The sequence below is a fragment of the Oryzihumus leptocrescens genome (genome assembly GCF_006716205.1).
Classification (GTDB): Bacteria; Actinomycetota; Actinomycetes; order Actinomycetales; family Dermatophilaceae; genus Oryzihumus; species Oryzihumus leptocrescens.
Window position 1 is genome coordinate 3063811 of record NZ_VFOQ01000001.1, and the last position, 22449, is coordinate 3086259.

The window sequence follows — 22449 nt, forward strand, 5'->3', positions numbered from 1 at the left end:
GGGTCTCCGGGCGTGACGAAACCCCCGCCCGGTGGCACCGGACGGGGGTTCCTCAGTCAGTGGTCGGGCTCAGCCGACACCCTCGCAGCCCTTGATGGCCTCGCCGAGGGCCGCGGCCTCGTCAGGGGTCATCTCGACAACCAGGCGACCGCCACCCTCGAGGGGCATGCGAAGCACGATGCCGCGCCCCTCCTTGGTGACCTCGAGCGGGCCGTCTCCGGTCCTCGGCTTCATCGCCGCCATGGGTGAACCCCTTCCTCGGGTTGCGTGGAAATCCTCTTGTGCGCCTCGTCCACGCCGGGGCTTCCCCCACGAATGCACACACTCTTGTGACCATTATCGCGTCAAGGTCCCGCAAGGCGAAATCCGTTTGAGACAGACTGTGCCGCGTGCATGCCCGTTCCGCGCTGTTCGACCTCTACGGCGACCACCTGCGCGACCGCGACGGCTGGGCGCCGATCGCCGGGATCGTGCGCCTGCTCGGCGCCGTGGACGTGGCCCCGCCGGCGGTCCGGACGGCCGTGTCACGCATGGTGCGCGAGGGGTGGCTGGAGCCGGTCGAGCGGCAGGGACAGCGCGGGTATGCCGCGACGCCGCGGGCCCGGGCGCGCCTCGCCGAGGCGCACGCCCGGATCTACCGCACCCGCGACGAGTCCTGGGACGGCTGCTGGCACGTGGTCGTCGTCGACCACGCCAGCGAGCGCGCCCGCCGCGGCCGGGTGACTGCGGCGCTGAGCTACCTCGGCTACGCCCGGATGGCCCCGGACACGTGGATCGCCCCACGGGAGAACGCCGAGCTGGCCGGGACCCTGGCCGCCGAGGGCCTGCAGGCGCGGGCGTTCAGCGCGCGGTACGCCGCCGAGGGGGCCGAGCTCGCGGAGTCGCTGTGGGACCTGCAGGGTCTCGCCGCGGCATACCGGGAGTTCGTCGCCCAGGCCCGCACCGTGCAGGCGGACCGGCCCGCGGACCAGGGCCCGGAGGCGGCCTTCGCCGCCCGGACGCTGCTGGTCCACGAGTGGCGCAAGTTCCTGTTCCGGGACCCCGGCCTGCCGGCACAGGTGCTGCCGGCCGACTGGCCGGGGCACGAAGCGGCCGTGTTGTTCGACACAACCGCCAGCGCGCTACTCCCGCTGGCCCGCGAATTCGTGGACAGTTGCCTCGCACCCGACCCCAAGCCGAGGAGCTGACCCGCACCATGTCCGAGACCCCGTCGCCCGCCGCACCGCACCCGGACTCGGACGCCCCGGTGCTGCTGGACGTCTCGGATGGCGTCGCCACCGTCACCCTCAACCGCGCGGGCGCCATGAATGCGCTCGACATCGCCACCAAGGACCTCCTGCTCGCGACCCTGCAGCGGGTCGCCGACGACCCCGAAGTGCGCTGCGTGGTCCTGACCGGCACCGGCCGGGCCTTCTGCGTGGGCCAGGACCTGCGCGAGCACATCTCCCTGCTGCAGTCGAAGGACGCGGCGCTGTGGGAGACGGTGCCCCGGCACTACAACCCGATCACCGAGCTCATCGCGACGATGAACAAGCCGGTCATCGCCGCGATCAACGGGGTGGCGGCCGGTGCCGGCGCGGCGTTCGCGTTCGCTGCCGACCTGCGGGTCATCGTCGACGGTGGCGGCTTCAACCTCGCCTTCGCCGGGATCGCCCTGTCCTGCGACTCCGGGTCGTCGTGGTCGCTGCCTCGCCTCGTCGGGACCGCGAAGGCCAAGGAGCTGCTCCTGCTCCCCCGGACGGTGCCGGCCGGCGAGGCGCTCCAGCTCGGGCTGGTGACCAAGGTCGTCAGCGCCGAGGAGCTGCCCGGTGTGGTGGCCGAGCTGGCACGCACCCTCGCCGACGGCCCGACCCTGGCGTACGGCTCGATCCGGCGCGCCGTGGCCTACTCCGCCGGGCACGACCTGACCTCCTCGCTGGCACACGAGAGCGAGCTGATGACGCTGACCGGCCAGAGCGAGGACCACCAGGCCGCGGTGGCGGCGTTCCTCGCCAAGGAGAAGCCCGTCTTCCACGGCCGCTGAGGGCGCCTCCCCACGACCGACGCCTGTCCGCCCCACGACGGCGGCCGCCCCACCCCACGACCGAACACGCGAAATCCGTCGTTTCGGGCCCGTCAGGGCCTCGAGACGACGGATTCGCGGTGTTCGGTGGGAGCTGACGACGGGTCAGGGTGGGCTGTCGGCCCACGGGGTGTAGGTCAGCAGGGTCACCGTCCACACCACCACGCCCAGGAGCAGCGCGAGGGTCACCAGGCCCAGGCGCCGGGGCCAGGTGTCGAGCACGTGGCCGCCGTCGGCGCCGCGCACGGTCATGCTCACCACGATCGCGGCGAGCGGGAAGTCCAGGATCAGGAAGCGCCACATGCTCGTGATCGGCCGCACCACGGCGAGCAGGTACAGCGGGTAGACCACGGCCCACGCGCGCACCTCCGGCGCCAGCCACCGGCCGTGGCGGCCCAGGACCAGCGACAGGTACGACGCGACGATGCCGATGAGCAGGAGCACACCCGCCACGCCCATGTGGTCCCACGCCCACGTCAGCCAGGCCACGAAAGGGCCCTTGTCGGGACGCTGGCCCCACGCCGCCTGCACCTCGAAGAACGCACTCATCCGCCCGGTGGCCACCCCGACCATGAGCGGCCACGCCACCGCCGAGACGGCTGTGGAGACCAGCAGCACCGCGGCGCTGACCCGCTGACCGGGCAGGAACGCCCGGCCCTCCCGGCGCCACCGCAGGAAGAGGTGCAGCGCCACGACCAGGCCGACCGGGGGTGCCACCGCCCGGGTGAAGCCCAGCGCCAGCACCGCCACGGACGCCCAGAGGTAGCGCCGGCGCAGCAGCAGGAAGAAGAAGGCCAGCAGCAGCACCACGGCGAGCGCCTCGGTGTAGGCCACCTGCAGCACGGCCGTGGCCGGGTACAGGCACCACAGCATCGTGGCCAGGAGGGCCATGCGCCGGGCCAGGACCGTCGTCGCGCCGTCCTGCAGCACGTGCCACATCAGGAGGACCGCAGCCGCGCCGGCGGCGAGGTTGACGACCAGCGCAGCCCCGGTGAACGGGATCCCCACGGCGGTCAACAGACGCACCAGCAGCGGGAAGCCGGGGTAGAACGCCCACGCGCTGAAGGTCACCTGGCCGCTGAACGCGTCCAGCGGCAGGGGCAGCGGGTAGCCGTGGGCGACCACCTCGCGGTACCACGTGCCGTCCCAGATGGGCACCATGTCGAGGTAGCCCGGGTGCGAGGAGTGCACCCCCGCCGGCTCCTGCACCCACATCGCGGTGGCCTGGACGACCAGGGCCGTGACGACCCGGCTGACGGCCCAGGCCCACAGCAGCACCACCCACGTCGGCTTCGCGAGCAGCCGGTCACGCAGCGACCGGATCACGGCGGGAAGTCCGTCGGAGGCACGAACCGCAGCAGCTCCCAGACCCACCAGACCTCACCGGCCAGGCCGAGGACGACCAGCAGACCGGCGCGCCAGGGCAGCAGGCGCTCCCGGCGGTCGGTCCAGCCGCCACCCACCGCGACGACGGCCAGCGGGAACATCGGGAGCAGGTAGCGGTAGATGCTCGTCCACGGGTCGAGGACCAGCACCAGGTAGGCGGCGTAGGACAGGGTCCACACCCGCAGCTCCGGCCCCAGCGCGCGAGCCCAGGGCCCCAGCATCATCGCGAGCAGGAGCACCCCGATGAACGTCAGCCAGATCGGGCCCCACGTGTCGCCGGCGAGGTAGTGCGCCATGTCCCACCACGGCTTCACCGGGACGATCTCGCCCCCGGAGCGCCACGTCGCCATGGTGTCGGTGTAGGCCGTGGGGTCGCCGGTCGCCCAGCCGGCGATGGCCGGCCACATCAGCCCAGCCACCCCGCAGCCGGCGAGCGCGGACAGCGCGGTGGCCGCCTCACCGATCCGGACCGGCTCCTCGGCCCGACGGCGCCAGCGCAGCCACACCGCCACGAGCGTCACCACGGCCAGCGGCGCAGCAATGGGCCGGGTCAGCCCGATGGCCAGGGCCAGGGAGGTCGCGGTCAACCAGCGCTCCCGGCCGATGGCGAGCAGGTAGCCGCACAGCAGCAGCATCGCCAGGCTCTCGGTGTAGGCCAGCTGCAGGACGGGCGCGGACAGGAAGGCGGCGAACACCGCCACGCCGGCGATCGCCGCCCGGCGGCCGACCCGGTCGCGCAGCAGCACGCCCATGAGCCCGGCCGCCCCGGTGCCGCACACCAGGGACAAGGTCGAGGCCACCACCCGGAAGCCAAGCCCGCTCACCCACATCAGGCACCGGGCGATCATCGGGAAGGCGGGGTAGAACGCCCAGTCGTTCTGCTGGATGTCGCCGTTGATGACCGGCAGCCGGTCCGGGTAGCCGACCTCGGCGATGTGCCGGTACCAGCTGCCGTCCCAGAGCACGGTCATCGAGAAGTAGTCGGGGTGCGGCCCGGTCCAGCTCACCGGCGCCTGGTAGTGCGCGACCACCGCGATGACCACCGTCGAGAACACGCGGCACAGCAGGTAGACCCCGATGACGACGGCGAGGAAGGGGCGCTGGCGCAGGCGCCTCATGCCCCGCCCCGGTGGCAGCCGCGGACGTGGTCGTCGACCAGCCCGCAGGCCTGCATCGCGGCATACATCGTCGTGGGCCCGACGAAGACGAAGCCGTGGCGCTTGAGCGCCTTCGCCAGCGCCACCGACTCCGGCGACGTGGCCGGCACCTCGGCCATGGTCCGCGGCCGCTGGTGCCGCTCGGGGGCGTGCGACCAGACCACCTCGTCGAGCCCGCCCCGCTCGCGCAGGGCCACCACGGCGCGGGCGTTGGTGAGTGCGGCGTTGACCTTGAGCCGGTTGCGCACGATGCCGGTGTCGGCCATGAGCCGGGCGACGTCGGCGTCCCCGAAACCGGCGACCGCCTCGGCGTCGAACCCGGCGAACGCGGCCCGGAACGCCTCGCGCTTGCGCAGGATCGTCAGCCAGGACAGCCCGGACTGGAACGCCTCGAGGGTGAGCCGCTCGAACAGGGCGGTCTCACCGTGGACCGGCACGCCCCACTCCGTGTCGTGGTATGCCGTGTAGTCGGGGGTGCTCCCGGCCCACCCGCAGCGGGCCAGCCCATCCGCACCGACGACGGCGCCGTCACCGCTCACCGCCGGCCTCCTTCTCGGCGCGGGCGACCATGGCGTCGACGGCCCGACCGAACATGGCCCGGTTGACGCGGTCCGCCACCGGGGCCAGCAGCCGGCCGACCGGGCGAGGTCGCACCGTGATGTCCTCGACCCAGCGCAGCGAGGCGCCGTCGGGCCCGGGCGCGACGGTGACCGCGGCCCAGCCGGCGAGGACGCGGCCGGTCTTGCGCACCCGGAACTCCCCCGCCGCGGCCTCCGTCGGAGGCTGCCAGTGGGTGACCACCATCGAGTCGGCGAAGGACAGGGGGCCGACGCCCGAGACGCCGGCGAAGCCGTAGCCCACCCGGGTCGGCCCGTCGTCGAGCTGCATCCGGGTGAGCGGCATCCAGTCGGCGTAGCCCGCCCAGTCGGTCACCACCCGCCACAGCGTGGCCGGGTCGGCGTGCACCGACCGCGTGATCTCGAACGTTCCCATGCCCTGCCCGTGTCTGCTCGCGGTTGGTGGTCAGCCCTCGGTCGCCGCGCGAGGGGCACGCAGCGCGGCCAGCTCCTCGTCGCGCGCCGCGAGCTCGTCGGCGAGCCGGTCGAGCACGGCGTCAACCTGGTCCATACGGTAGCCGCGCAGCCCGAGGTCGAAGCGCAGCCCCGTGACGTCCTGCGCGGCGAGGCGGCCCGGCGCCAGCCCCTCGAACGGCGACGTGGACACCGGGTCGGCCATCACGCCGCCGATCCGGCCGGTTACCACGGCCGCGGTCAACCCGATGAGCAGGACCACCACGAGCAGAAAGAACACGATCACGGGATGATCGTGCCATGCCCCACCATGTGCCCCCCGGTCGTGACCTGCGTCTGCGTGGCCGCGTCTTCGCCCCGGGCGAGACCGGACTGATGGCGATCATCAACCGCACCCCCGACTCCTTCTACGACCAGGGCATGTTCCTCGACGACGACGTGGCCCTGGACGCGGTCGACCGGGCGGTCCACGACGGGGCCGACGCGGTCGACCTCGGCGGGGTGCGGGCCGGGCCGGGACCCGAGGTCAGCGCCGCCGAGGAGGAGCGCCGGGTCGTGCCGTTCCTGCGCGCGGTGCGGGAGCGCTACCCGGACCTGATCATCAGCGTGGACACGTGGCGGGCCTCGGTCGCCGACGCCTCGTGCGCGGCGGGCGCGGACATCGTCAACGACGCGTGGGCCGGGCACGACCCGGAGCTGACCTCGGTCGCGGCCCAGTGGGGCGCGGCATACATCTGCGCGCACACCGGCGGCCACCCACCGCGGACCGACCCGCACCGGGTGCGCTACACCGACGTGCTCGGGCAGGCTGTGGCCGACCTGCTCGACCAGGCCGAGCGAGCCGTGCAGGCCGGCGTGCGCGAGGACGGCCTGCTCATCGACGCGGCGCAGGACTTCGGCAAGAACAGCTACCACTCGCTGCGGCTCACCGGCGGCGTCGCGACGCTCGTGGAGACCGGCTGGCCGGTGCTGCTGGCGGTGTCCAACAAGAAGTTCATCGCCGAGACGCTGGGCCTGGACGGCAAGAAGTCCGACCGGGTGACCGGGACGCTGACGACGACGGCCGTGGCGGCCTGGGAGGGCGTGCGGCTCGTCCGGGCGCACGACGTCGCGGCGACCCGGCAGGTGCTGGACATGGTGGCGGGGCTGCGCTCGGGGGTGCCGGCACTGGCCCGGCGGGCCCTGGCCTGACGGGCCGTGGGGCGCAGGCCTGACCCGCCGTGGCGAGGTCAGGCGGTGCGGTCGTCCTCGACGACGTGCTGGTCGACCAGGGTGCCGGTGAGCATGCGGACCAGCTCGGGCACGTCCTCCTCGGCCAGGCGCAGGGTGGCCCGGCAGATCTCGTCCTGCCAGATCGAGAGCACCACGCGACCGGCGTCCGGGTGGGAGGAGATCCGCAGCCGGCGCCCGGCGGCGTCACGCCCGGCGATGGTGCTGCCGCGGCGCGGCAGCGGGGAGACCATGGTCACGTGCTCACTATGCGGGACGGGTGAGCGGGCGCGCTACTGCTTCCGGCGGATGCGCTACTCGGGGCGCTGCGGGACGTGGCCGTTCTCGGCGCGCAGGATGATGTCGACCGCCTCGTCGGCGTCGTCGGTCAGGCGCAGCAGGTCGATGTCCTGCAGGTTGATCGTGCCCGCGGCGCCGGCGGTGCCCCGCAGCCAGTCCAGCAGGCCGCCCCAGTAGTCCCGGCCCATGAGCACCAGCGGGAACGAGGTCACCTTGCGGGTCTGCACCAGGGTGAGTGCCTCGAACAGCTCGTCGAGGGTGCCGAACCCGCCGGGCAGGACGATGAACCCCTGCGCGTACTTGACGAACATCGTCTTGCGGGCGAAGAAGTAGCGGAAGTTGACGCCGAGGTCGACGTAGCGGTTGAGCCCCTGCTCGAACGGCAGCTCGATGCCCAGCCCCACGCTGGTGCCACCGGCCTCCAGGGCGCCCTTGTTGGCCGCCTCCATGGCGCCGGGGCCGCCGCCGGTGATGACCGCGTAGCCCGCCTCGACGAGCTTGCGGCCCACCTTCACCCCGAGGGCGTATGCCGGGTCGTCGGGCCGGGTGCGCGCCGAACCGAACACGCTCACCGCCGGGCCGAGCTCGGCCAGGGCGCCGAAGCCCTCGACGAACTCGCTCTGGATGCGCATGACCCGCCACGGGTCGGCGTGCAGCCAGTCGACGGGTCCACGGCTGTCCAGCAGGCGCTGGTCGGTCGTGGTCGGCGGGACCTGGCTGCCCCGGAGGGTGACCGGACCGGTGTGGTACTCGAGGTTCTCGCTCACACGGTCAACCTACGGGAGCCGCTCACGCCAGCCAGCGCAGCAGGGCCGCCTCGGCGTCGACCAGCTGCTGCACCGGCACCCGCTCGTCGTCGTGGTGGGCCAGGTTGGGGTCGCCCGGGCCGAAGTTGACCGCCGGGATGCCGAGGGCGGAGAACCGCGCGACGTCGGTCCAACCCTCCTTGGCCGTCACGGGCACGGCGAGGGCGTCGACGAAGGCCTTGGCAGCCGGCAGCTGCAGGCCCGGGCGCGCGCCGTCGGCAGTGTCGGTGACCCGCACGTCATAGCCCTCGAACAGCTCGCGCAGGTGCTCCTCCGCCTCGGCGCTGGTCATGCTCGGCGCGAAGCGGTAGTTGACGACGACCACGCACTCGTCGGGGATGACGTTGCCGGCGATGCCGCCGCGGATACCGACCGCGTTGAGCGCCTCGTGGTAGTCCAGCCCGTCCACCTCGACGGTCTGCGCCTCGTAGGCCGTCAGCCGGCCCAGGATGGCGTGCGCCTCGTGGATGGCGTTGACGCCGTTCCACGGGCGGGCGGAGTGGGCGGCCTTGCCCCGGGCGGTCACCTCGACCCGGATGGTGCCCTTGCACCCGCCCTCGATGCCACCGTCGGTGGGCTCGAGCAGCACCGCGAAGTCGGCCTCGAGCAGCTCGGGGCGGTTGCGGCCGACGCGGGCCAGACCGTTGCGCTCGCTCTCGACCTCCTCGCAGTCGTAGAACACGAACGTGACGTCGCGGCTGGGCTCGGCCACGGCGGCGGCGATGCGCAGCTGCACCGCGACCCCGCCCTTCATGTCGACGGTCCCGCGCCCGACGAGCTCGTCGCCCTCACGCCGCGTCGGCAGGTTCGGCGGCGTGGTCAGCGGCACGGTGTCGAGGTGGCCGGCGAGGACGACCCGCTCCGGACGCCCCAGGTCGGTGCGGGCGATGACCGTGTTGCCGTCGCGCGTGACGCTCAGGTGCGGCAGCGCGCCCAGCGCCTCCTCGACCGCGTCGGCGAGCACCTCTTCGTTGCCGCTCACCGACTCCAGGTCGCACAGGGCGGCGGTGAGGCTGACGACGTGGGTGCTCAGGTCCAGGCGGCTCATGCACCGCAGCGTATCCGGCGGGTGGCCACCTCCCCCGTGGCCTCTTCTAGGCTGTGCGCCATGACCGACACGCGCACCGCCTGGGGCTGGGGACTGGCCACCGTCACGAGCGAGGGAAAGGTGCTGGACACCTGGTTCCCGAGCCCCGCGCTGGGGGCCGCCGAGACCAACGCCCCCTACGGCGCCCCGCCCGAGCTGGCCGCGCTGGCCAAGGAGGACCCCCGCCGCGGGGTGACCCTGCGCCTCGTGCACGTCGTCATCGACCTCGACGAGGCCCCGAAGGACGCCTCCGACGCCTACCTGCGCCTGCACCTGCTCTCCCACCGCCTGGTCCAGCCGAACACGATCAACCTCGACGGCATCTTCGGTGCCCTGTCCAACGTCGTGTGGACCAACTACGGCCCCTGCCCGGTGGAGGGCTTCGAGCGCACCCGCCTGCGGCTGCGCGAGCAGGGCCCGGTGCAGGTGTTCGGCGTGGACAAGTTCCCCCGGATGACCGACTACGTCGTCCCCGGCGGCGTGCGGATCGCCGACGCCGACCGCGTGCGCCTGGGCGCCCACCTGGCCGAGGGCACCACCGTCATGCACGAGGGCTTCTGCAACTTCAACGCCGGCACCCTGGGCACCTCCATGGTCGAGGGCCGCATCGTGCAGGGCGTCGTGGTCGGAGACGGCTCCGACGTCGGCGCCGGCGCCTCGATCATGGGCACCCTCTCCGGTGGCGGCACCGAGCGGGTCAGCATCGGTGAGCGCTGCCTGCTCGGCGCCAACGCCGGCATCGGGATCGCCCTGGGCGACGACTGCGTCGTCGAGGCCGGCCTCTACGTCACCGCCGGCACCAAGGTGACCCTCGAGGACGGCCGCGTGGTCAAGGCCAGGGAGCTCTCCGGCACCCCTGGCCTGCTGTTCATCCGCAACTCGGTCACCGGCGCCGTCGAGGCCCGTTCCCGCACCGGCCAGGGCATCACGCTGAACAGCGCGCTGCACGCCAACACCTGAGGAGCTGACCCCACCGATGGTCACCGTGCGACCACACCGTCGTCGCCGCCGCTGGATCGGTCGCAGCATCCTCCTGGTGCTGGTGGTGGCCGTCGGCATCGGCGGCTACCTCGGGGTGCAGGGCGTCGTGAAGAACTTCGGTGGCCCGAGCTGCCGGGCAGTGGCCTCCGGGCAGGAGGTGACGTTCACCCCCGAGCAGATGGCCAACGCGGCGACCATCACCGCGGTGGCCGTGCGGCGCGGTCTGCCCGCACGGGCCGCGACGATCGCGCTGGCCACCGCGATCCAGGAGTCCAAGCTGCGCAACATCCGCTTCGGTGACCGCGACTCGCTGGGGCTGTTCCAGCAGCGCCCCTCGCAGGGCTGGGGCACCGAGGAGCAGATCCTCGACCCCGTCTACGCCTCCAACCGGTTCTACGACGAGCTGGTCAAGGTGCCCGGCTACCAGGACATGGAGATCACCAAGGTCGCCCAGCGGGTGCAGAAGAGCGCCTTCCCCGAGGCCTACGCCGACCACGAGCGGGAGGGGCGCGTGCTGGCCTCCACCTTGGCGGGCCACTCCCCCGGCGGCCTGGGCTGCCGGCTCGACGCGGCGACGACGGCCCGCCCGGCCGCGAGCGTGATGACCGCGCTGGCCCGGGAGTTCGCGGTCAAGCCCACGGCACAGGGCAAGCTCCTGACCGTGCGCGCCACGACGGCCCAGCAGGCCTGGGCGCTCGCCTCCTGGGCGGTCTCCCACGCCGAGGCCGACGGCTTCACCAGCGTCACCGTCGGCGACCGCACCTGGACCCGCGACCGCGACACGCAGGCCTGGACGTGGTCCCGGGCCCGCCAGCCCGCGCCGGCCACCACGGTCGTCATCACCCGGCACTGAGCGGCACGCGGCGTTCAGGCGGCTCCCAGCCGCCTGCGGCACTGTGGTGGTGCTGTTCTGCCGGTCGAAGGAGGCGCGTCGTGGGGTTGACCTCGGCGACCCTCCTGACGGTGCTCATCGCGCTGACCGCGGCCGCCCCGCTGCTCCTCGTCTGGTCCTGGCGGCACCTGTCCGCGCCGTGGCGGGCCCCGGCCATGGTGGTCGGCATCGTGGCGGCACAGCTCCTCGCCGTGGCGACGGTCGGGGTGGGCGTGAACCGGGTGTACGGGTTCTACCCCACCTGGGGAAGCCTGATGGGCCAGGTGACCATGGCTCCCCCGGCGCCACTGCCGGCCGGGCCACACGGCGGGCGCACGGCCGCGGGCCTGTCATTCCACCCCGCTTCGCTCCGGAGCGATCGCCTGCCCCGGGGCGCGGCGGCCGGCACCGTACGCCACTTCCTCGTGACCGGCGCGTCCTCCCACGTCACCGGTCGGGTGGCCGTGTGGCTGCCGCCGGGCTACGACTCCCCCCGCTGGCGCCACCACAGGTTCCCGGTCGAGATGATGATGGCCGGCGCGTACTCGCACGTGGACCGCATGGTCCATGACCTGGCCATCGGCTCGGTCTTCGGCCCGGAGGTCTCCTCGGGCGCGGTGCCGCCGTTCATCGCCGTGTTCCCCGAGGACAACGTCGCGTGGCCCCAGGACACGGAGTGCATCGACAACCCACACGGCGTGAAGGCGTTCACGTGGCTGGCGCATGACGTGCCGGCCTGGGTGGAAGCCACGTTCCGGGTCAGCGCCTCGGCGCGCGCGTGGGACGCGTCGGGCTGGTCCCTCGGGGGGTACTGCGCCGTCAAGCTGCAGCTGCTTGACGCCCACCAGTTCGGCTCTGCGGTCGCCGTCGAGGGCTTCTTCGGGCCCGAGCTGGACGGCACCACCGGCACCCTCGCCTCGGTCCTGCGGCGCGACCCGGAGCTGGCCCACGACAGCTCACCGCTGTGGCTGGCCGAGCACCACCGGCTCGTGTCCCCGCACGTCCTCGTCGCGAGCTCCTCGACCGATCCCCAGTCCTTCGACGGCAGCCGGGCGTTCGTGGCGGCGGCCCGCAGCACCGGCGTGCAGCTCTACCTCGTGCCCGATCTGGGGCACACCGTGGATGCCTGGCGGCTCATCCTGCCCCAGGTACAGCGCTGGTCCAGCGTGTTCCTCACCGCGACCTGACCCGCGGACCGCTGCGCGCGCCCCGCACGCAGGCGCGCACCCGGCATACCGACCGGGACGCGCGAAGCCCCACCTCCCGCAGCGGGAGGTGGGGCTTCGCCGGTATGCCGTGTGGCCGGGTCAGCGCTGCGTCATCGCGACGTAGTCGCGCGCGGTCTCGCCGATGTAGAGCTGGCGCGGACGGCCGATCTTGGTCTCGGGGTCCTCGATCATCTCGCGCCACTGGGCGATCCAGCCGGGCAGACGGCCCAGCGCGAACAGCACGGTGAACATGCGGGTCGGGAAGCCCATGGCCTTGTAGATGAGGCCGGTGTAGAAGTCGACGTTGGGGTAGAGCTTGCGGGAGACGAAGTAGTCGTCCTCCAGCGCCACCTGCTCGAGCTTCATCGCGATGTCGAGCAGCTCGTCGCGCTTGCCGAGCTTCTCGAGGATCTCGTCCGCGGTCTTCTTGATGATCGCCGCGCGCGGGTCGTAGTTCTTGTAGACGCGGTGCCCGAAGCCCATGAGCTTCACGCCGTCTTCCTTGTTCTTGACCTTGCGCACGAACTCGTCGACGTTGCCGCCGTTGTCGCGGATCTGCTCCAGCATCTCCAGCACGGCCTGGTTGGCGCCGCCGTGCAACGGGCCGAACAGGGCGTTGATGCCGGCGGAGACCGACGCGAAGAGGTTGGCGTGCGAGGAGCCGACCAGGCGCACCGTGGAAGTGGAGCAGTTCTGCTCGTGGTCGGCGTGCAGGATCAGCAGCTGGTCGAGCGCCTTGACCATGACCGGGTCGAGGTCGTAGGGCTCGGCCGGGAAGCCGAAGGTCATCCGCAGGTAGTTCTCGACCAGCGACAGGGAGTTGTCGGGGTACAGGAACGGCTGGCCGACCGACTTCTTGTAGGCGTAGGCCGCGATGGTCGGCAGCTTGGCCAGCAGGCGGACCGTGGAGATCTCGACCTGCTCGGGGTCGAACGGGTTGAGGCTGTCCTGGTAGAACGTGGACAGCGCCGAGACGGCCGAGGACAGCACCGGCATCGGGTGGGCGTCACGCGGGAAGCCCTCGAAGAAGCGCTTGAGGTCCTCGTGCAGCAGCGTGTGCCGGCGGATGCGGGAGGTGAAGTCCTCCAGCTCGGCCGCGGAGGGCAGGTGACCGTAGATCAGCAGGAACGAGGTCTCGACGAAGGTCGACTTCTCGGCGAGCTGCTCGATCGGGTAGCCCCGGTAGCGCAGGATGCCGGCGTCGCCGTCGATGTAGGTGATCGCCGACCGGCAGGAGGCCGTGTTGACGAACCCCGAGTCGAGGGTGACGTTGCCCGTCTCCTTCATCAGCTTGGAGATGTCGTAGGCGTCGTTGCCCTCGGTGGCCTGGACCAGTGGGAAGGCGAGCTCCTTGTCGCCCGCGCGGAGTACCGCCCCCGTTGCGTCCGTCGTCATGAAGTCCCGTCCTCCTCATCGCCCGGCCTCGTTGCCGGGGCACACAGTCGGCAACGACGGTACCCCAGCGGGCCTACCGGCGGGTAAACGGCCCCCGGCTCAGCCCAGGCGGGCGACGGCCGCGTCGATGCGCTCGTCGGTGGCCGTGAGCGCCACCCGCACGTGCTGGGCGCCGGCGCTGCCGTAGAAGCTGCCCGGCGCGACGAGGATGCCCCGATCCGCAAGCGCCGCAACGGTTTCCCAGCAGTCCTGGCCTCGCGTGCTCCACAGGTACAGGCCGGCCTCGGAGTGGTCGACCCGCAGCCCGAAGCCCTCCAGCGCCGCCCGCAGCCGGTCCCGGCGCAGGCGGTAGCGCTCCTTCTGGGCGGCCACGTGTTCGTCGTCGGTCAGCGCCGCGAGCACGGCCTGCTGCACCGGCCAGGGCACGATCATCCCGGCGTGCTTGCGCACCTCCAGCAGGGCGCGCACCAGGGTCACGTCGCCGGCCACGAAGGCGGCGCGGTAGCCGGCCAGGTTGCTCTGCTTGGACAGCGAGTAGACCGCGAGCAGGCCCTCGTGGCTGCCGCCGGTGACCCGTGGGTCCAGGATGCTGGGCACCGACCCCGGGCCGGCCCCCTCGCGCCAGTCGAGCTCGGCGTAGCACTCGTCACTGGCGACCACGACACCGTGCTCACGGGCCCAGTCGACGAGCTTCTTCAGGTGCTCGACGCCGAGGACCTGGCCGGTGGGGTTGCTCGGGCTGTTGACCCACAGCAGCTTGGGGGTCCCGGCGGTGGTCAGCGGCCCCAGGCCGGTCAGGCTGCGCATCGGCAGCGGCGAGGCGCCCGCGATCCGCGCGCCCACGTCATACGTCGGGTAGGCCACCTCCGGGAAGGCGACCACGTCGCCGGCGCCCAGGCCCAGGAGCGTCGGCAGCCACGCGACGAGCTCCTTGCTGCCCACCGTCGGCAGTACGCCGTCGGGGTCGAGGTCCGGCACGCCGCGGCGCCGTGCGAACCACCCGGCGACGGCCTCGCGCAGGGGGGCGGTGCCCCACGTCTGCGGGTAGCCCGGGGCGTCCGCGGCGGCGCACAGGGCGCGCTGGACCACCTCCGGGGTGGGGTCCACGGGGGTGCCAACCGACAGGTCGACCAGGCCCCCGACATGGGCACTCGCCCGCTCCTTGAACGGAGCGAGCGAGTCCCAGGGGAAGTCAGGCAGCTGCATCAGCCGGCAGTCCTACTCGTCGTGCTCCTGGGGAGGCAGCGCCGCGATCAGCGGGTGGTCCTTGGCGATGACGCCGAGCTTGGCCGCGCCACCGGGGCTGCCCAGGTCGTCGAAGAACTCGACGTTGGCCTTGTAGTAGTCCTTCCACTGCTCGGGCACGTCGTCCTCGTAGTAGATGGCCTCCACGGGGCACACCGGCTCGCAGGCGCCGCAGTCGACGCACTCGTCCGGGTGGATGTAGAGCGAGCGCTCGCCTTCGTAGATGCAGTCGACCGGGCACTCTTCGATGCAGGCCTTGTCCTTGAGGTCCACACAAGGCTGGGCGATGACGTAGGTCATGGTGGGTCGGTCCTCCTGCGCACGTGGCTGGCTACGCGGCCTAGTATGCCGAGTCCTCACCTCCCGCAGTACGCGGGTCCATGCTGCGACACGAAAGCCCCTGCCGATGACCGCTCCCGACCCCGTCGAGGGGCTGCCCGTCGGCGCTCGCGTGGTGGTGCGCTCACGGCTCGCCGAACCCGCCGGCGGCCCGTCGCTGACCGACGCCGTGGGCACGCTGGTGTCCGTCGACACGCGTTCCCTGGTGGTGGACACGCGTCAGGGGCCGGTGACCATCGAGCGCTCCCGGGTGGTCGCCGCCAAGGTCGTGCCGCCCCGGCCGTCCCGCCGCGGCGCACCCCACCTGGCGCTGTCGGTGGAGGACCTGCAGCGGGTCATGGTCGAGGGCTGGGCCCCGGCGGAGCGGGCCCGCCTGGGCGACTGGGTCCTGCGCGCCGCCGGCGGCTTCACCGGTCGGGCCAACTCGGTGCTCCCCCTCGGCGACCCCGGGCTGCCGCTGCCAGATGCCGTGGCCCGGGCCGAGGACTGGTACGCCGCGCGCGGGCTCCCGCCCCGCTTCCTAGTCGCCGGGCCGGTCGGCTTCGCCGTGGGCGAGGATCGGCTCGGGGCCCTGCTGCTGGACCGGGGCTACCACGAGACCAACCGCTCGGTGGTGATGACCGCCGCGGCGCAGGTCGTGGCGGACGCGGGGGACGGGGCAGCTGACGTCGAGGTCACCGAGGCGCTGACCCCACGCTGGCTGGACGCCTACGCCCGCCAGCGCGAGGTGGTCCCCGGCGCGACGGAGTCCGTGCTGACCGGCTCACCGGGGCAGCTGTTCGCGTCTGCCGCGACCGGGGGCCAGGTCGTGGCCGTGGCCCGTCTCGGTCTCGTGGCCGGAGGCTGGGCCGGGCTGTACGGCGTGTGGGTGGGCCCGGAACACCGCGGCCAGGGGCTGGCGCGCGCCCTCACCGGTGCGCTGGCGGCCCGGGCGGTGGCCCGCGGCACCCGCTCGCTCTACCTGCAGACGCTGCACGCCAACGAGCCGGCCGTCGGGCTGTACTCCTCGCTCGGCTTCTCGCCGCACCACGGCTACTCCTACCTCGACCGCTGAGGCCCGGACGTCACCCCGCCTGGGGGTGGGTGCAGCGCACGTCGTCCTCGGGGATGTAGTGGGTGCTGAACTGCGAGGTCCGCACCGTGGCCCCACCCCGCTTGAACACCCGGGTCACGGTCACGTCGAAGCCGGGCGTGGGGCTCTGCGGCACGCAGCCGGGCTTGTCGTCGACGATGGTCCGGGGCTGCTTGACGTTGCGCCGGGGCCCCTTGACCGCCTCGACGTCCCAGACCTTGGTGCCGTAGAAGGACACCGTGACCGAGCTGCTGGTGACCTGGGTCTGGATGTAGATGGCGTGGCCGGTGTCGTTCTGCCACCTGTTGTCCACCCCGGGCCAGGAGACCGTCGCCTCGCGCCCCTCGGGGTAGCGGGCGATGTAGAAGGAGTGCGGGGTGTGCTCGAGGATCTTGGCGCCGCTGAAGAAGACCGCGTTGAACAGCGTCGTGGACACCTGGCTGACGCCGCCACCGTAGTCCTTCTCCAGCCGCCCACCGTTGATGACCGGTGCCTGCTGGTAGCCCTTGGCGGGGGTGCGCTGGCCGAGCAGGCCGTTGAGGCTGAACGTCTCACCGCTGCGCACGATGGTCCCGTCGAGGGTTCGGGCCGCCACCGTGATGTTGGTGGTCCGCGGAGGGTTGAACGGGAACTGCGTGGTGAAGGTGGAGATGCGGCTCGTGATGCCGAGGGCCTTGACCGCCTCGGTGCTGACCTTCGGCGCCGCGCTGGACGTGGCGACCACGGCGGTGCGGACTGGAGCGGTCAGGGCCCGGAGGAACGCCGGGCCGAGCACCGCAGGGTCGATGCGGCGGCCGGGCACGGCGGGCACCACGACCGGCCGACCGGCCCGGATGGCCACCGAGGCGTCGACGGGCGCCTGCTCGACCTTCGGGTCGGCCGCGCGCAGCGCCGCCAGGACCTTGGCGCCGTCGACGGCGGGGCTGAGCTGGCCGTTGTCCGCGGCCCGCACTCCGAGCGCGGCCGAGAACTGCGCCGGCGAGAGCGTGACCGTCCGGGCGCCGGCCTTGACGGTCACCGGCGCGGACAGGGCCGGGGTGGCGAAGGTGCGCACCACGTCGGCGAGCTGGGCCGGCCCGAGCCTGGGCTGGACCACGTCCACCACCGCGCGGATGACCGCCTGGCGCGGCCAGGCCCGTTGCACGGCCCGCGCGGTCTCGTCGACGTTGAGGGCGCGGCCCTGCACCGACATCACGGTGCTGACCTTGCCGCCGGCGAAGGAGATCGAGCCCTCGTTGACCGGCTGGTCGACACCGCGCGAAAGGTCCGTCAGGGCGTCCTTGAGCTTGGCCCGGTCGGTCTGGATGCGCAGCGGCTCGGCGCTGTTGCCGGTGAGGTGCTGCCAGATGTCGCGCGGGTCGAGGCTGAACCCGGTGAGGTCGGCCAGGGTGGCGTCGACGTCCAGCGACAGCCCGGCGGCGCTGGGGTCGAGGTCGTGGACCTCGTCACCAACCTGCAGGTGCACCGGCATCGAGGCCTTGGTGGCCAGGGCGTGCTTGAGGGTGACCGCAGCCTGGGACGGGGTCATCCCGCCCACCGGCACGCCGTCGACCGTCGTCCCGGCGGGCACGTGCCGGCCGAGGAACACCGCCAACCCCAGGTAGACGGCCGCGAGGACACCCAGCGCAACCCCCGACCGCAGTGCGGCCCGGCCTGCCCCCTCCTGCTCCCTCACCCCTGCCCCCTGTCCCGTCAGGCCAGCGTCTCGTAGCGTCCGCGGTAGTACAGCAGCGCGTCGCCCGCATGGTCGTGCGCCACGACGGAGACGACCTCGCCGACCACGATGCTGTGGTCGCCGCCGGGGTGGACGGCGGTGGTCCTGCACTCGAACGAGGCCAGTGCCCCGTCGAGCAGCGCCACTCCGGTGCGCTCTCCCCGGTGGTGGGCCACGCGGTCCAGCTGCCCGTGCAGCGGCCGACCCCGGGTCGCGAGCCAGTCGGCGGTGGCCCGGGCGCCGGCGTCGAGGACGCTGACACCCCACACGCCGGCCTCGATGACGGCGTCGTGGAAGCGGGCGTCGCGCTCGACGCACACCAGCAGCAGCATCGGGTCCAGGGACACGGACGTCACGGCGTTGGCGGTCATGGCGTGGTCGTGCCCGCCGGCCAGGGTGCTCACGACGGTCACCCCGGTGGCGAAGCGCCCCATGGCCCGCCGGAACAGGCCGACGTCGGGCAGCGACTCCTGGGCACTCATCGCTCCCCCTCGTGCGCGAGCAGACCGGTATGCCGGGCGGCACCGGCCGCCGCGACCGGGCGCCCGGTGCACGGGTCGACCCGGACGAACGCCTCACGCCCGGACAGCCGCGCGGCGATGTCGTTGGACAGGGCGTAGTAGCCGTCGAACACGCGCACCTGGGTGGCGTGCTCGGCCAGGGCCGCAGCCTGGACGGGGACCAGCTGCGGTGCCTCGACCACGTGGCTCGGCACGTCATCGGGCACGACCGAGGGCGGGTAGCCCTCCCCCGGTGCCGGCACGTGCAGCGGCGGGTCGGCCGGGCCGACGTGGCCGGCCAGCCAGGCGCGGTCCTGCACGGCCCACGCCTGCGGGGTGACGATGCAGTAGGCCGCCGGCGCCTGCGCGCCCAGCGCGGCGAGGGCCTCCAGGGTGACCCGGTGGGTCTGGATGTGGTCCGGGTGGCCATAGCCCCCGTGCTCGTCGTAGGTGACCACCACGTCGGGCTCGAGCGCGCGGAGGTAGGCGGCCAGCAGCCCCGCTGCGTGCGCGAGGTCAGCCCCCGCGAAGGCGTCGGGGTGCGCGGCACTGGGCGTGCCCGCCATACCGGAGTCGCGGTAGCGGGAGAGGACCCCGGAGTCGGGGTCCTCTCCCAGCACGCTGTGGGTCACGCCGAGGCGGTCCATGGCCCGGCGCAGCTCCTCGCGGCGCCACGGCCCGAGCCGGTCCTCCCGGTCAGCGGCGAGGTGCCGCAGCTGCGGCGGGATGACCTCCCCCTCCTCACCCAGGGTGCAGGTGAGCACGTGGACGTCGTGCCCGGCGTCCACGTAGTGCGCCATCGTCAGACCGGTGGTGAGGGTCTCGTCGTCCGGATGGGCATGGACGAACAGCAGGCGGCGCCGGGGGGAGGCATCGGGCACTAGACGACCGATCGCTCCTCGGGGAAGTGGCAGGCGACGCGGTGACCCGGGGAGATCTCGACCGGCACCGGGACCTCGGCGGCGCACCGCTCCTGCGCCTTGGGGCACCGCGTGCGGAACACGCAGCCCGACGGCGGGTTCTGCGGGCTGGGCAGGTCACCCTTGAGCAGGATCCGCTCGCGACCGGACTCCCGCTCCGGGTCGGGCACCGGCACGGCCGACAGCAGCGCGTGCGTGTAGGGGTGCAGCGGGCGCTCGTAGAGCGTGTCGCGGTCGGCCTCCTCCATGAGCTTGCCGAGGTACATCACCACGACACGGTCGGAGATGTGGCGGACCACGGACAGGTCGTGGGCGACGAAGACGTAGGCCAGGCCCTGCTCGTTCTGGATGTCCTCGAGCAGGTTGATGACCTGCGCCTGGATCGACACGTCCAGCGCGGACACCGGCTCGTCACAGACGACCAGCTTCGGCTCCAGGGCGATCGCCCGGGCCACGCCGATGCGCTGACGCTGGCCACCGGAGAACTCGTGCGGGTAGCGGTTGTAGTGCTCGGGGTTCAGGCCGACGCGCTCCATCAGGCCCTGCACCGCCTTGCGGGTGCCGCCCTCGGGCTTGATGCGCTGGATGTCGAACGGCGCGGCGATGATCGAGCCGATCGTCTGGCGCGGGTTCAGCGAGCCGTAGGGGTCCTGGAAGACCATCTGCATCTCGCGGCGCAGCCGGCGGAGGTGGTCGCCGGTGACCGAGGTGATGTCCTCGCCCTCGAACTCGATCTTGCCGCCCGTGGGGTCGAGCAGGCGCAGCATCGTGCGGCCGGCGGTGGACTTGCCACAGCCGGACTCGCCGACGAGCCCGACGGTCTCACCGGCGCGCAGCTCCAGGGAGATGCCGTCGACGGCGCGCACCGGGGCGTCCGGGCGGCGGATCAGGGCCCGCTTGTACTGCGGGAAGTACTTCTGCATTTCGGTGAGCCGCAGGAGCGGCTCACCCTGGGAACGTGTCGGCTCGGCCGGTGCCTCGGTGGGCGTGGCCAGGGGCTCGGTGGTCACGTGTATGGCTCCTTACAGCCGCGGCTTGACGTCGTCGGCGAACAGCTGAGCGCGCTTGTCGCTCGGGATCAGGCAGCGGGCCGCGTGACCGGGACGGGCCTCGTCCAGCCCGGGCACGATCGTCCGGCAGCCATCGTCCGCCACCTGGTCGCGGAAAGCGCAGCGGGGGTGGAAGGCGCACCCGCTGGGCACGTTGATCAGCGACGGCGGGTTGCCCGGCACCGGCTCGAGACGGGTCTTGCGCACCCGGTCCAGGCGCGGCATCGAGGTGAGCAGGCCCCAGGTGTAGGGGTGCTCGGGGGCGTAGAAGACGTCCTTGACGTTGCCGTACTCCACCGCCTTGCCGCCGTACATCACCAGGACGTCGTCGGCGATCTCGGCGACCACGCCGAGGTCGTGGGTGATCATGATGATCGCCGAGCCGAACTCCTTCTGCAGGTCGCGCATGAGGTCCAGGATCTGGGCCTGCACCGTCACGTCGAGCGCCGTGGTGGGCTCGTCGGCGATCAGCAGCTCGGGGTTGTTGACCAGCGCCATCGCGATCATCGCGCGCTGGCGCATACCGCCGGAGAACTCGTGCGGGTACTGGTCGACCCGCCGCTGCGGGTTGGGGATGCCGACCCGGTCGAGCATCTCGATGGTGCGGGCCCGGGCCTGGTTCTTGTCCAGGTCGTGGTGCACCTGGATGGCCTCCACGATCTGGGCGCCGATCGTGTAGTACGGGTGCAGCGCCGACAGCGGGTCCTGGAAGATCATCGCCATCTTGCTGCCCCGTAGGGTGCGCAGCTTCTCGTTGCCGATCGTCATCAGGTCCTCGCCGTCGAGGATGATCTGCCCCGACGTCTTGGCCTTGCCGCGACGGTGCAGGCCCAGGATGGCCTGGCTGGTGACCGACTTGCCGGAGCCGGACTCGCCGACGATGCCGATGGTCTTGCCGCGCTCGAGGTTGAAGCTCAGCCCGTCGACGGACTTGACCAGGCCGTCGTCGGTCGGGAAGTGGACCTTGAGGTCCTTGACCTCGAGGAAGGGCTTCTGGGTGGTCTCAGACATGCTTGGCAAACCTCAGCTCAGGCGGACGCGCGGGTCGATGACGCCGTAGAGGACGTCCACGACCAGGTTGGCGATGACGACGAACGCGGCGGCGACGAGGACCAGGGCCACGATCATGGGCAGGTCCGTCTGGACGACGGCCTGGACGGCCATGCGACCCAGGCCGTTGAGCCCGAACACCGACTCGGTGATGACGGCACCTCCGAGGAGGCCACCGAGGTCAAGACCGGCGGCCGTCACGATCGGGGTCAGTGCGGCGCGCAGGCCGTGCCGGCGGATGACCTTGTTCTCCTTCACGCCCTTGGCGCGGGCGGTGCGGATGTAGTCCTCGCTCATGGTCTCGAGCATGTAGGCGCGGGTGAGGCGCACGTAGCTCGCGGCGAAGATCGCGGCCAAGGTGATCCACGGCAGGATCAGGTTCTGCGCCCAGAGGGCGGGGTTCTCCGTGAAGGGCACGAACTCGGGGATCGGCACCAGCTGCCAGCGGATGGCCACGAAGGTCAGCAGCAGCAGGCCGATGAAGAAGCTGGGTAGGGAGAACCCGATCAGGGCGGCACCGACGATCGTCCGGTCGATGAACGTGCCACGGTTGAGGGCCGCGATGCAGCCGCTGGTCACGCCGACGACAATCCAGATGACGAACGCGCCCACCGCCAGCGAGACGGTGATCGGGAGTCCCTGTTTGATCATCGCCGTCACCGGCTGCTGCCGCACGAAGGAGTAGCCGAGGCAGGGCGCCGCGCAGTGGGTGATCGTCTGCGGGGCGGCCTTCTCCTGGGCCGGGTCGTCCGGGAACTTGCGCTCGGAGACCAGGCCCTTGACGAAATCGGTGTACTGCGTGGCGATCGGCTTGTCGAAGCCGAACGCATGCCGGTTCGCCGCGATGACCGCAGGTGTGCAGTTCTTCGCACAGGTCAGCCGCGCGGGATCGTCAGGCCCGGCATAGAAGACGAGGAACGTCGTCATGCTGATGACGAACAGCATGATGACGACCGCAATCAGTCGTCGGATGATGTAGAAGAACATCGGGTGTCACCGCCCGGAGGGCGCTGACCCTCACCTGCCTCTCGTGTGCCTCGCCTGTTGCGCTGCGCTGGCGAGGGCGA

General features: G+C 72.3%; 25 protein-coding genes. 7 read left to right on the top strand and 18 right to left on the bottom strand.

Annotated elements, in window-relative coordinates; translation table 11 throughout:
• Window positions 1-69: 69 nt before the first annotated feature.
• Window positions 70-243, bottom strand: a complete 174-nt coding sequence (locus tag FB474_RS14400; RefSeq protein WP_141789273.1) for a DUF3117 domain-containing protein — start codon at window positions 241-243, stop codon at window positions 70-72.
• Window positions 244-389: 146 nt separating this feature from the next.
• Here FB474_RS14400 and FB474_RS14405 point away from each other — a divergent pair, with 146 nt between their 5' ends.
• Window positions 390-1187, top strand: a complete 798-nt coding sequence (locus FB474_RS14405; protein WP_141789274.1) for a PaaX family transcriptional regulator — start codon at window positions 390-392, stop codon at window positions 1185-1187.
• A gap of 8 nt (window positions 1188-1195) precedes the next feature.
• Window positions 1196-2023 carry an enoyl-CoA hydratase/isomerase family protein gene (locus tag FB474_RS14410; RefSeq protein ID WP_141789275.1) on the top strand — a complete coding sequence of 276 codons (828 nt, stop codon included), beginning with the start codon at window positions 1196-1198 and terminating at the stop codon, window positions 2021-2023.
• Between the two features lie 144 nt (window positions 2024-2167).
• Here the strand turns inward: FB474_RS14410 and FB474_RS14415 are convergent, their stop codons facing one another.
• Genes FB474_RS14415 through FB474_RS14435 form a run of 5 tightly spaced genes read right to left on the bottom strand, consistent with a single transcriptional unit; the run spans window position 2168 to window position 5922 of the window.
• A complete protein-coding gene (locus FB474_RS14415) occupies window positions 2168-3388 on the bottom strand; it encodes a mannosyltransferase family protein (protein WP_185746180.1) in 1221 nt (406 codons plus the stop codon).
• A complete protein-coding gene (locus FB474_RS14420; protein WP_141789277.1) occupies window positions 3385-4566 on the bottom strand; it encodes a glycosyltransferase family protein in 1182 nt (393 codons plus the stop codon). Before FB474_RS14420 ends, FB474_RS14415 begins: the two co-directional genes overlap by 4 nt.
• Window positions 4563-5144: a DNA-3-methyladenine glycosylase I gene (locus FB474_RS14425; protein WP_141789278.1), complete on the bottom strand. Its 582-nt coding sequence runs from the start codon at window positions 5142-5144 to the stop codon at window positions 4563-4565. The genes FB474_RS14420 and FB474_RS14425 overlap by 4 nt, the downstream gene beginning before the upstream one ends.
• Window positions 5134-5598, bottom strand: coding sequence for an SRPBCC family protein (locus tag FB474_RS14430; protein WP_141789279.1), 465 nt, complete (start codon window positions 5596-5598; stop codon window positions 5134-5136). The genes FB474_RS14425 and FB474_RS14430 overlap by 11 nt, the downstream gene beginning before the upstream one ends.
• 30 nt (window positions 5599-5628) lie before the next feature.
• Complete coding sequence (locus FB474_RS14435) at window positions 5629-5922, bottom strand: DivIVA domain-containing protein (RefSeq protein WP_246092202.1); 294 nt, start codon at window positions 5920-5922, stop codon at window positions 5629-5631.
• 14 nt (window positions 5923-5936) lie between these two features.
• Here FB474_RS14435 and folP point away from each other — a divergent pair, with 14 nt between their 5' ends.
• Window positions 5937-6827, top strand: coding sequence for a dihydropteroate synthase (gene folP / locus FB474_RS14440; RefSeq protein ID WP_141789280.1), 891 nt, complete (start codon window positions 5937-5939; stop codon window positions 6825-6827).
• A 38-nt stretch (window positions 6828-6865) separates the two neighbouring features.
• On the opposite strand, the gene FB474_RS14445 is transcribed toward folP, so the two are convergent.
• The 3 genes from FB474_RS14445 to dapE are packed head-to-tail and all read right to left on the bottom strand — an operon-like array spanning window position 6866 to window position 8999.
• A complete protein-coding gene (locus tag FB474_RS14445; RefSeq protein ID WP_141789281.1) occupies window positions 6866-7105 on the bottom strand; it encodes a hypothetical protein in 240 nt (79 codons plus the stop codon).
• Window positions 7106-7159: 54 nt separating this feature from the next.
• Window positions 7160-7912 carry an LOG family protein gene (locus FB474_RS14450; RefSeq protein ID WP_141789282.1) on the bottom strand — a complete coding sequence of 251 codons (753 nt, stop codon included), beginning with the start codon at window positions 7910-7912 and terminating at the stop codon, window positions 7160-7162.
• A 22-nt stretch (window positions 7913-7934) separates the two neighbouring features.
• Window positions 7935-8999 carry a succinyl-diaminopimelate desuccinylase gene (gene dapE / locus FB474_RS14455; RefSeq protein ID WP_141789283.1) on the bottom strand — a complete coding sequence of 355 codons (1065 nt, stop codon included), beginning with the start codon at window positions 8997-8999 and terminating at the stop codon, window positions 7935-7937.
• 60 nt (window positions 9000-9059) lie between these two features.
• Here dapE and dapD point away from each other — a divergent pair, with 60 nt between their 5' ends.
• The 3 genes from dapD to FB474_RS14470 all read left to right on the top strand — a co-directional run bounded on the left by dapD (window position 9060) and on the right by FB474_RS14470 (window position 12077).
• A complete protein-coding gene (gene dapD, locus FB474_RS14460) occupies window positions 9060-9998 on the top strand; it encodes a 2,3,4,5-tetrahydropyridine-2,6-dicarboxylate N-succinyltransferase (protein ID WP_141789284.1) in 939 nt (312 codons plus the stop codon).
• A gap of 16 nt (window positions 9999-10014) precedes the next feature.
• Window positions 10015-10872: a hypothetical protein gene (locus FB474_RS14465; RefSeq protein ID WP_141789285.1), complete on the top strand. Its 858-nt coding sequence runs from the start codon at window positions 10015-10017 to the stop codon at window positions 10870-10872.
• 80 nt (window positions 10873-10952) lie between these two features.
• Complete coding sequence (locus tag FB474_RS14470) at window positions 10953-12077, top strand: alpha/beta hydrolase (protein WP_141789286.1); 1125 nt, start codon at window positions 10953-10955, stop codon at window positions 12075-12077.
• Between the two features lie 120 nt (window positions 12078-12197).
• On the opposite strand, the gene FB474_RS14475 is transcribed toward FB474_RS14470, so the two are convergent.
• From FB474_RS14475 to fdxA, 3 genes are all read right to left on the bottom strand, one after another.
• Window positions 12198-13493, bottom strand: coding sequence for a citrate synthase (locus FB474_RS14475; protein ID WP_141789287.1), 1296 nt, complete (start codon window positions 13491-13493; stop codon window positions 12198-12200).
• Window positions 13494-13592: 99 nt separating this feature from the next.
• Window positions 13593-14699: a succinyldiaminopimelate transaminase gene (gene dapC, locus FB474_RS14480; protein ID WP_221632545.1), complete on the bottom strand. Its 1107-nt coding sequence runs from the start codon at window positions 14697-14699 to the stop codon at window positions 13593-13595.
• A 12-nt stretch (window positions 14700-14711) separates the two neighbouring features.
• Window positions 14712-15038, bottom strand: a complete 327-nt coding sequence (gene fdxA / locus FB474_RS14485; RefSeq protein ID WP_141789289.1) for a ferredoxin — start codon at window positions 15036-15038, stop codon at window positions 14712-14714.
• Window positions 15039-15144: 106 nt separating this feature from the next.
• On the opposite strand from fdxA, the gene FB474_RS14490 reads away from it, so the two are divergent.
• Entirely contained in the window at window positions 15145-16131 is a 987-nt protein-coding gene (locus tag FB474_RS14490) for a GNAT family N-acetyltransferase (protein WP_141789290.1), read from the top strand.
• Between the two features lie 10 nt (window positions 16132-16141).
• Here FB474_RS14490 and FB474_RS14495 read toward each other — a convergent pair whose 3' ends face one another.
• Genes FB474_RS14495 through FB474_RS14520 form a run of 6 tightly spaced genes read right to left on the bottom strand, consistent with a single transcriptional unit; the run spans window position 16142 to window position 22369 of the window.
• A complete protein-coding gene (locus FB474_RS14495) occupies window positions 16142-17824 on the bottom strand; it encodes a VanW family protein (protein ID WP_141789291.1) in 1683 nt (560 codons plus the stop codon).
• Between the two features lie 17 nt (window positions 17825-17841).
• On the bottom strand, window positions 17842-18345 hold the full coding sequence (locus FB474_RS14500; protein WP_246092203.1) for a flavin reductase family protein: 504 nt from the start codon (window positions 18343-18345) through the stop codon (window positions 17842-17844).
• Window positions 18342-19244, bottom strand: a complete 903-nt coding sequence (mshB, locus tag FB474_RS14505) for an N-acetyl-1-D-myo-inositol-2-amino-2-deoxy-alpha-D-glucopyranoside deacetylase (RefSeq protein WP_246092204.1) — start codon at window positions 19242-19244, stop codon at window positions 18342-18344. Before mshB ends, FB474_RS14500 begins: the two co-directional genes overlap by 4 nt.
• Entirely contained in the window at window positions 19244-20293 is a 1050-nt protein-coding gene (locus FB474_RS14510; protein ID WP_141789292.1) for an ABC transporter ATP-binding protein, read from the bottom strand. The genes mshB and FB474_RS14510 overlap by 1 nt, the downstream gene beginning before the upstream one ends.
• A 12-nt stretch (window positions 20294-20305) precedes the next feature.
• The gene (locus tag FB474_RS14515; RefSeq protein WP_141789293.1) at window positions 20306-21343 is read right to left on the bottom strand and encodes an ABC transporter ATP-binding protein; all 1038 of its coding nucleotides are present in this window, start codon (window positions 21341-21343) and stop codon (window positions 20306-20308) included.
• Window positions 21344-21355: 12 nt separating this feature from the next.
• Entirely contained in the window at window positions 21356-22369 is a 1014-nt protein-coding gene (locus FB474_RS14520) for an ABC transporter permease (RefSeq protein ID WP_141789294.1), read from the bottom strand.
• Between the last annotated feature and the right edge of the window lie 80 nt (window positions 22370-22449).

What these genes read in the sequence shown, in the direction of transcription:
- FB474_RS14400 (WP_141789273.1), bottom strand. Translation starts at nt 243, where the DNA reads ATGGCGGCGATGAAGCCGAGGACCGGAGACGGCCCGCTCGAGGTCACC.
- FB474_RS14410 (WP_141789275.1), top strand. Translation starts at nt 1,196, where the DNA reads ATGTCCGAGACCCCGTCGCCCGCCGCACCGCACCCGGACTCGGACGCC.
- FB474_RS14420 (WP_141789277.1), bottom strand. Translation starts at nt 4,566, where the DNA reads ATGAGGCGCCTGCGCCAGCGCCCCTTCCTCGCCGTCGTCATCGGGGTC.
- FB474_RS14430 (WP_141789279.1), bottom strand. Translation starts at nt 5,598, where the DNA reads ATGGGAACGTTCGAGATCACGCGGTCGGTGCACGCCGACCCGGCCACG.
- folP (WP_141789280.1), top strand. Translation starts at nt 5,937, where the DNA reads ATGCCCCACCATGTGCCCCCCGGTCGTGACCTGCGTCTGCGTGGCCGC.
- dapE (WP_141789283.1), bottom strand. Translation starts at nt 8,999, where the DNA reads ATGAGCCGCCTGGACCTGAGCACCCACGTCGTCAGCCTCACCGCCGCC.
- dapD (WP_141789284.1), top strand. Translation starts at nt 9,060, where the DNA reads ATGACCGACACGCGCACCGCCTGGGGCTGGGGACTGGCCACCGTCACG.
- FB474_RS14465 (WP_141789285.1), top strand. Translation starts at nt 10,015, where the DNA reads ATGGTCACCGTGCGACCACACCGTCGTCGCCGCCGCTGGATCGGTCGC.
- FB474_RS14475 (WP_141789287.1), bottom strand. Translation starts at nt 13,493, where the DNA reads ATGACGACGGACGCAACGGGGGCGGTACTCCGCGCGGGCGACAAGGAG.
- dapC (WP_221632545.1), bottom strand. Translation starts at nt 14,699, where the DNA reads ATGCAGCTGCCTGACTTCCCCTGGGACTCGCTCGCTCCGTTCAAGGAG.
- fdxA (WP_141789289.1), bottom strand. Translation starts at nt 15,038, where the DNA reads ATGACCTACGTCATCGCCCAGCCTTGTGTGGACCTCAAGGACAAGGCC.
- FB474_RS14490 (WP_141789290.1), top strand. Translation starts at nt 15,145, where the DNA reads ATGACCGCTCCCGACCCCGTCGAGGGGCTGCCCGTCGGCGCTCGCGTG.
- FB474_RS14500 (WP_246092203.1), bottom strand. Translation starts at nt 18,345, where the DNA reads ATGAGTGCCCAGGAGTCGCTGCCCGACGTCGGCCTGTTCCGGCGGGCC.
- FB474_RS14515 (WP_141789293.1), bottom strand. Translation starts at nt 21,343, where the DNA reads ATGTCTGAGACCACCCAGAAGCCCTTCCTCGAGGTCAAGGACCTCAAG.
- FB474_RS14520 (WP_141789294.1), bottom strand. Translation starts at nt 22,369, where the DNA reads ATGTTCTTCTACATCATCCGACGACTGATTGCGGTCGTCATCATGCTG.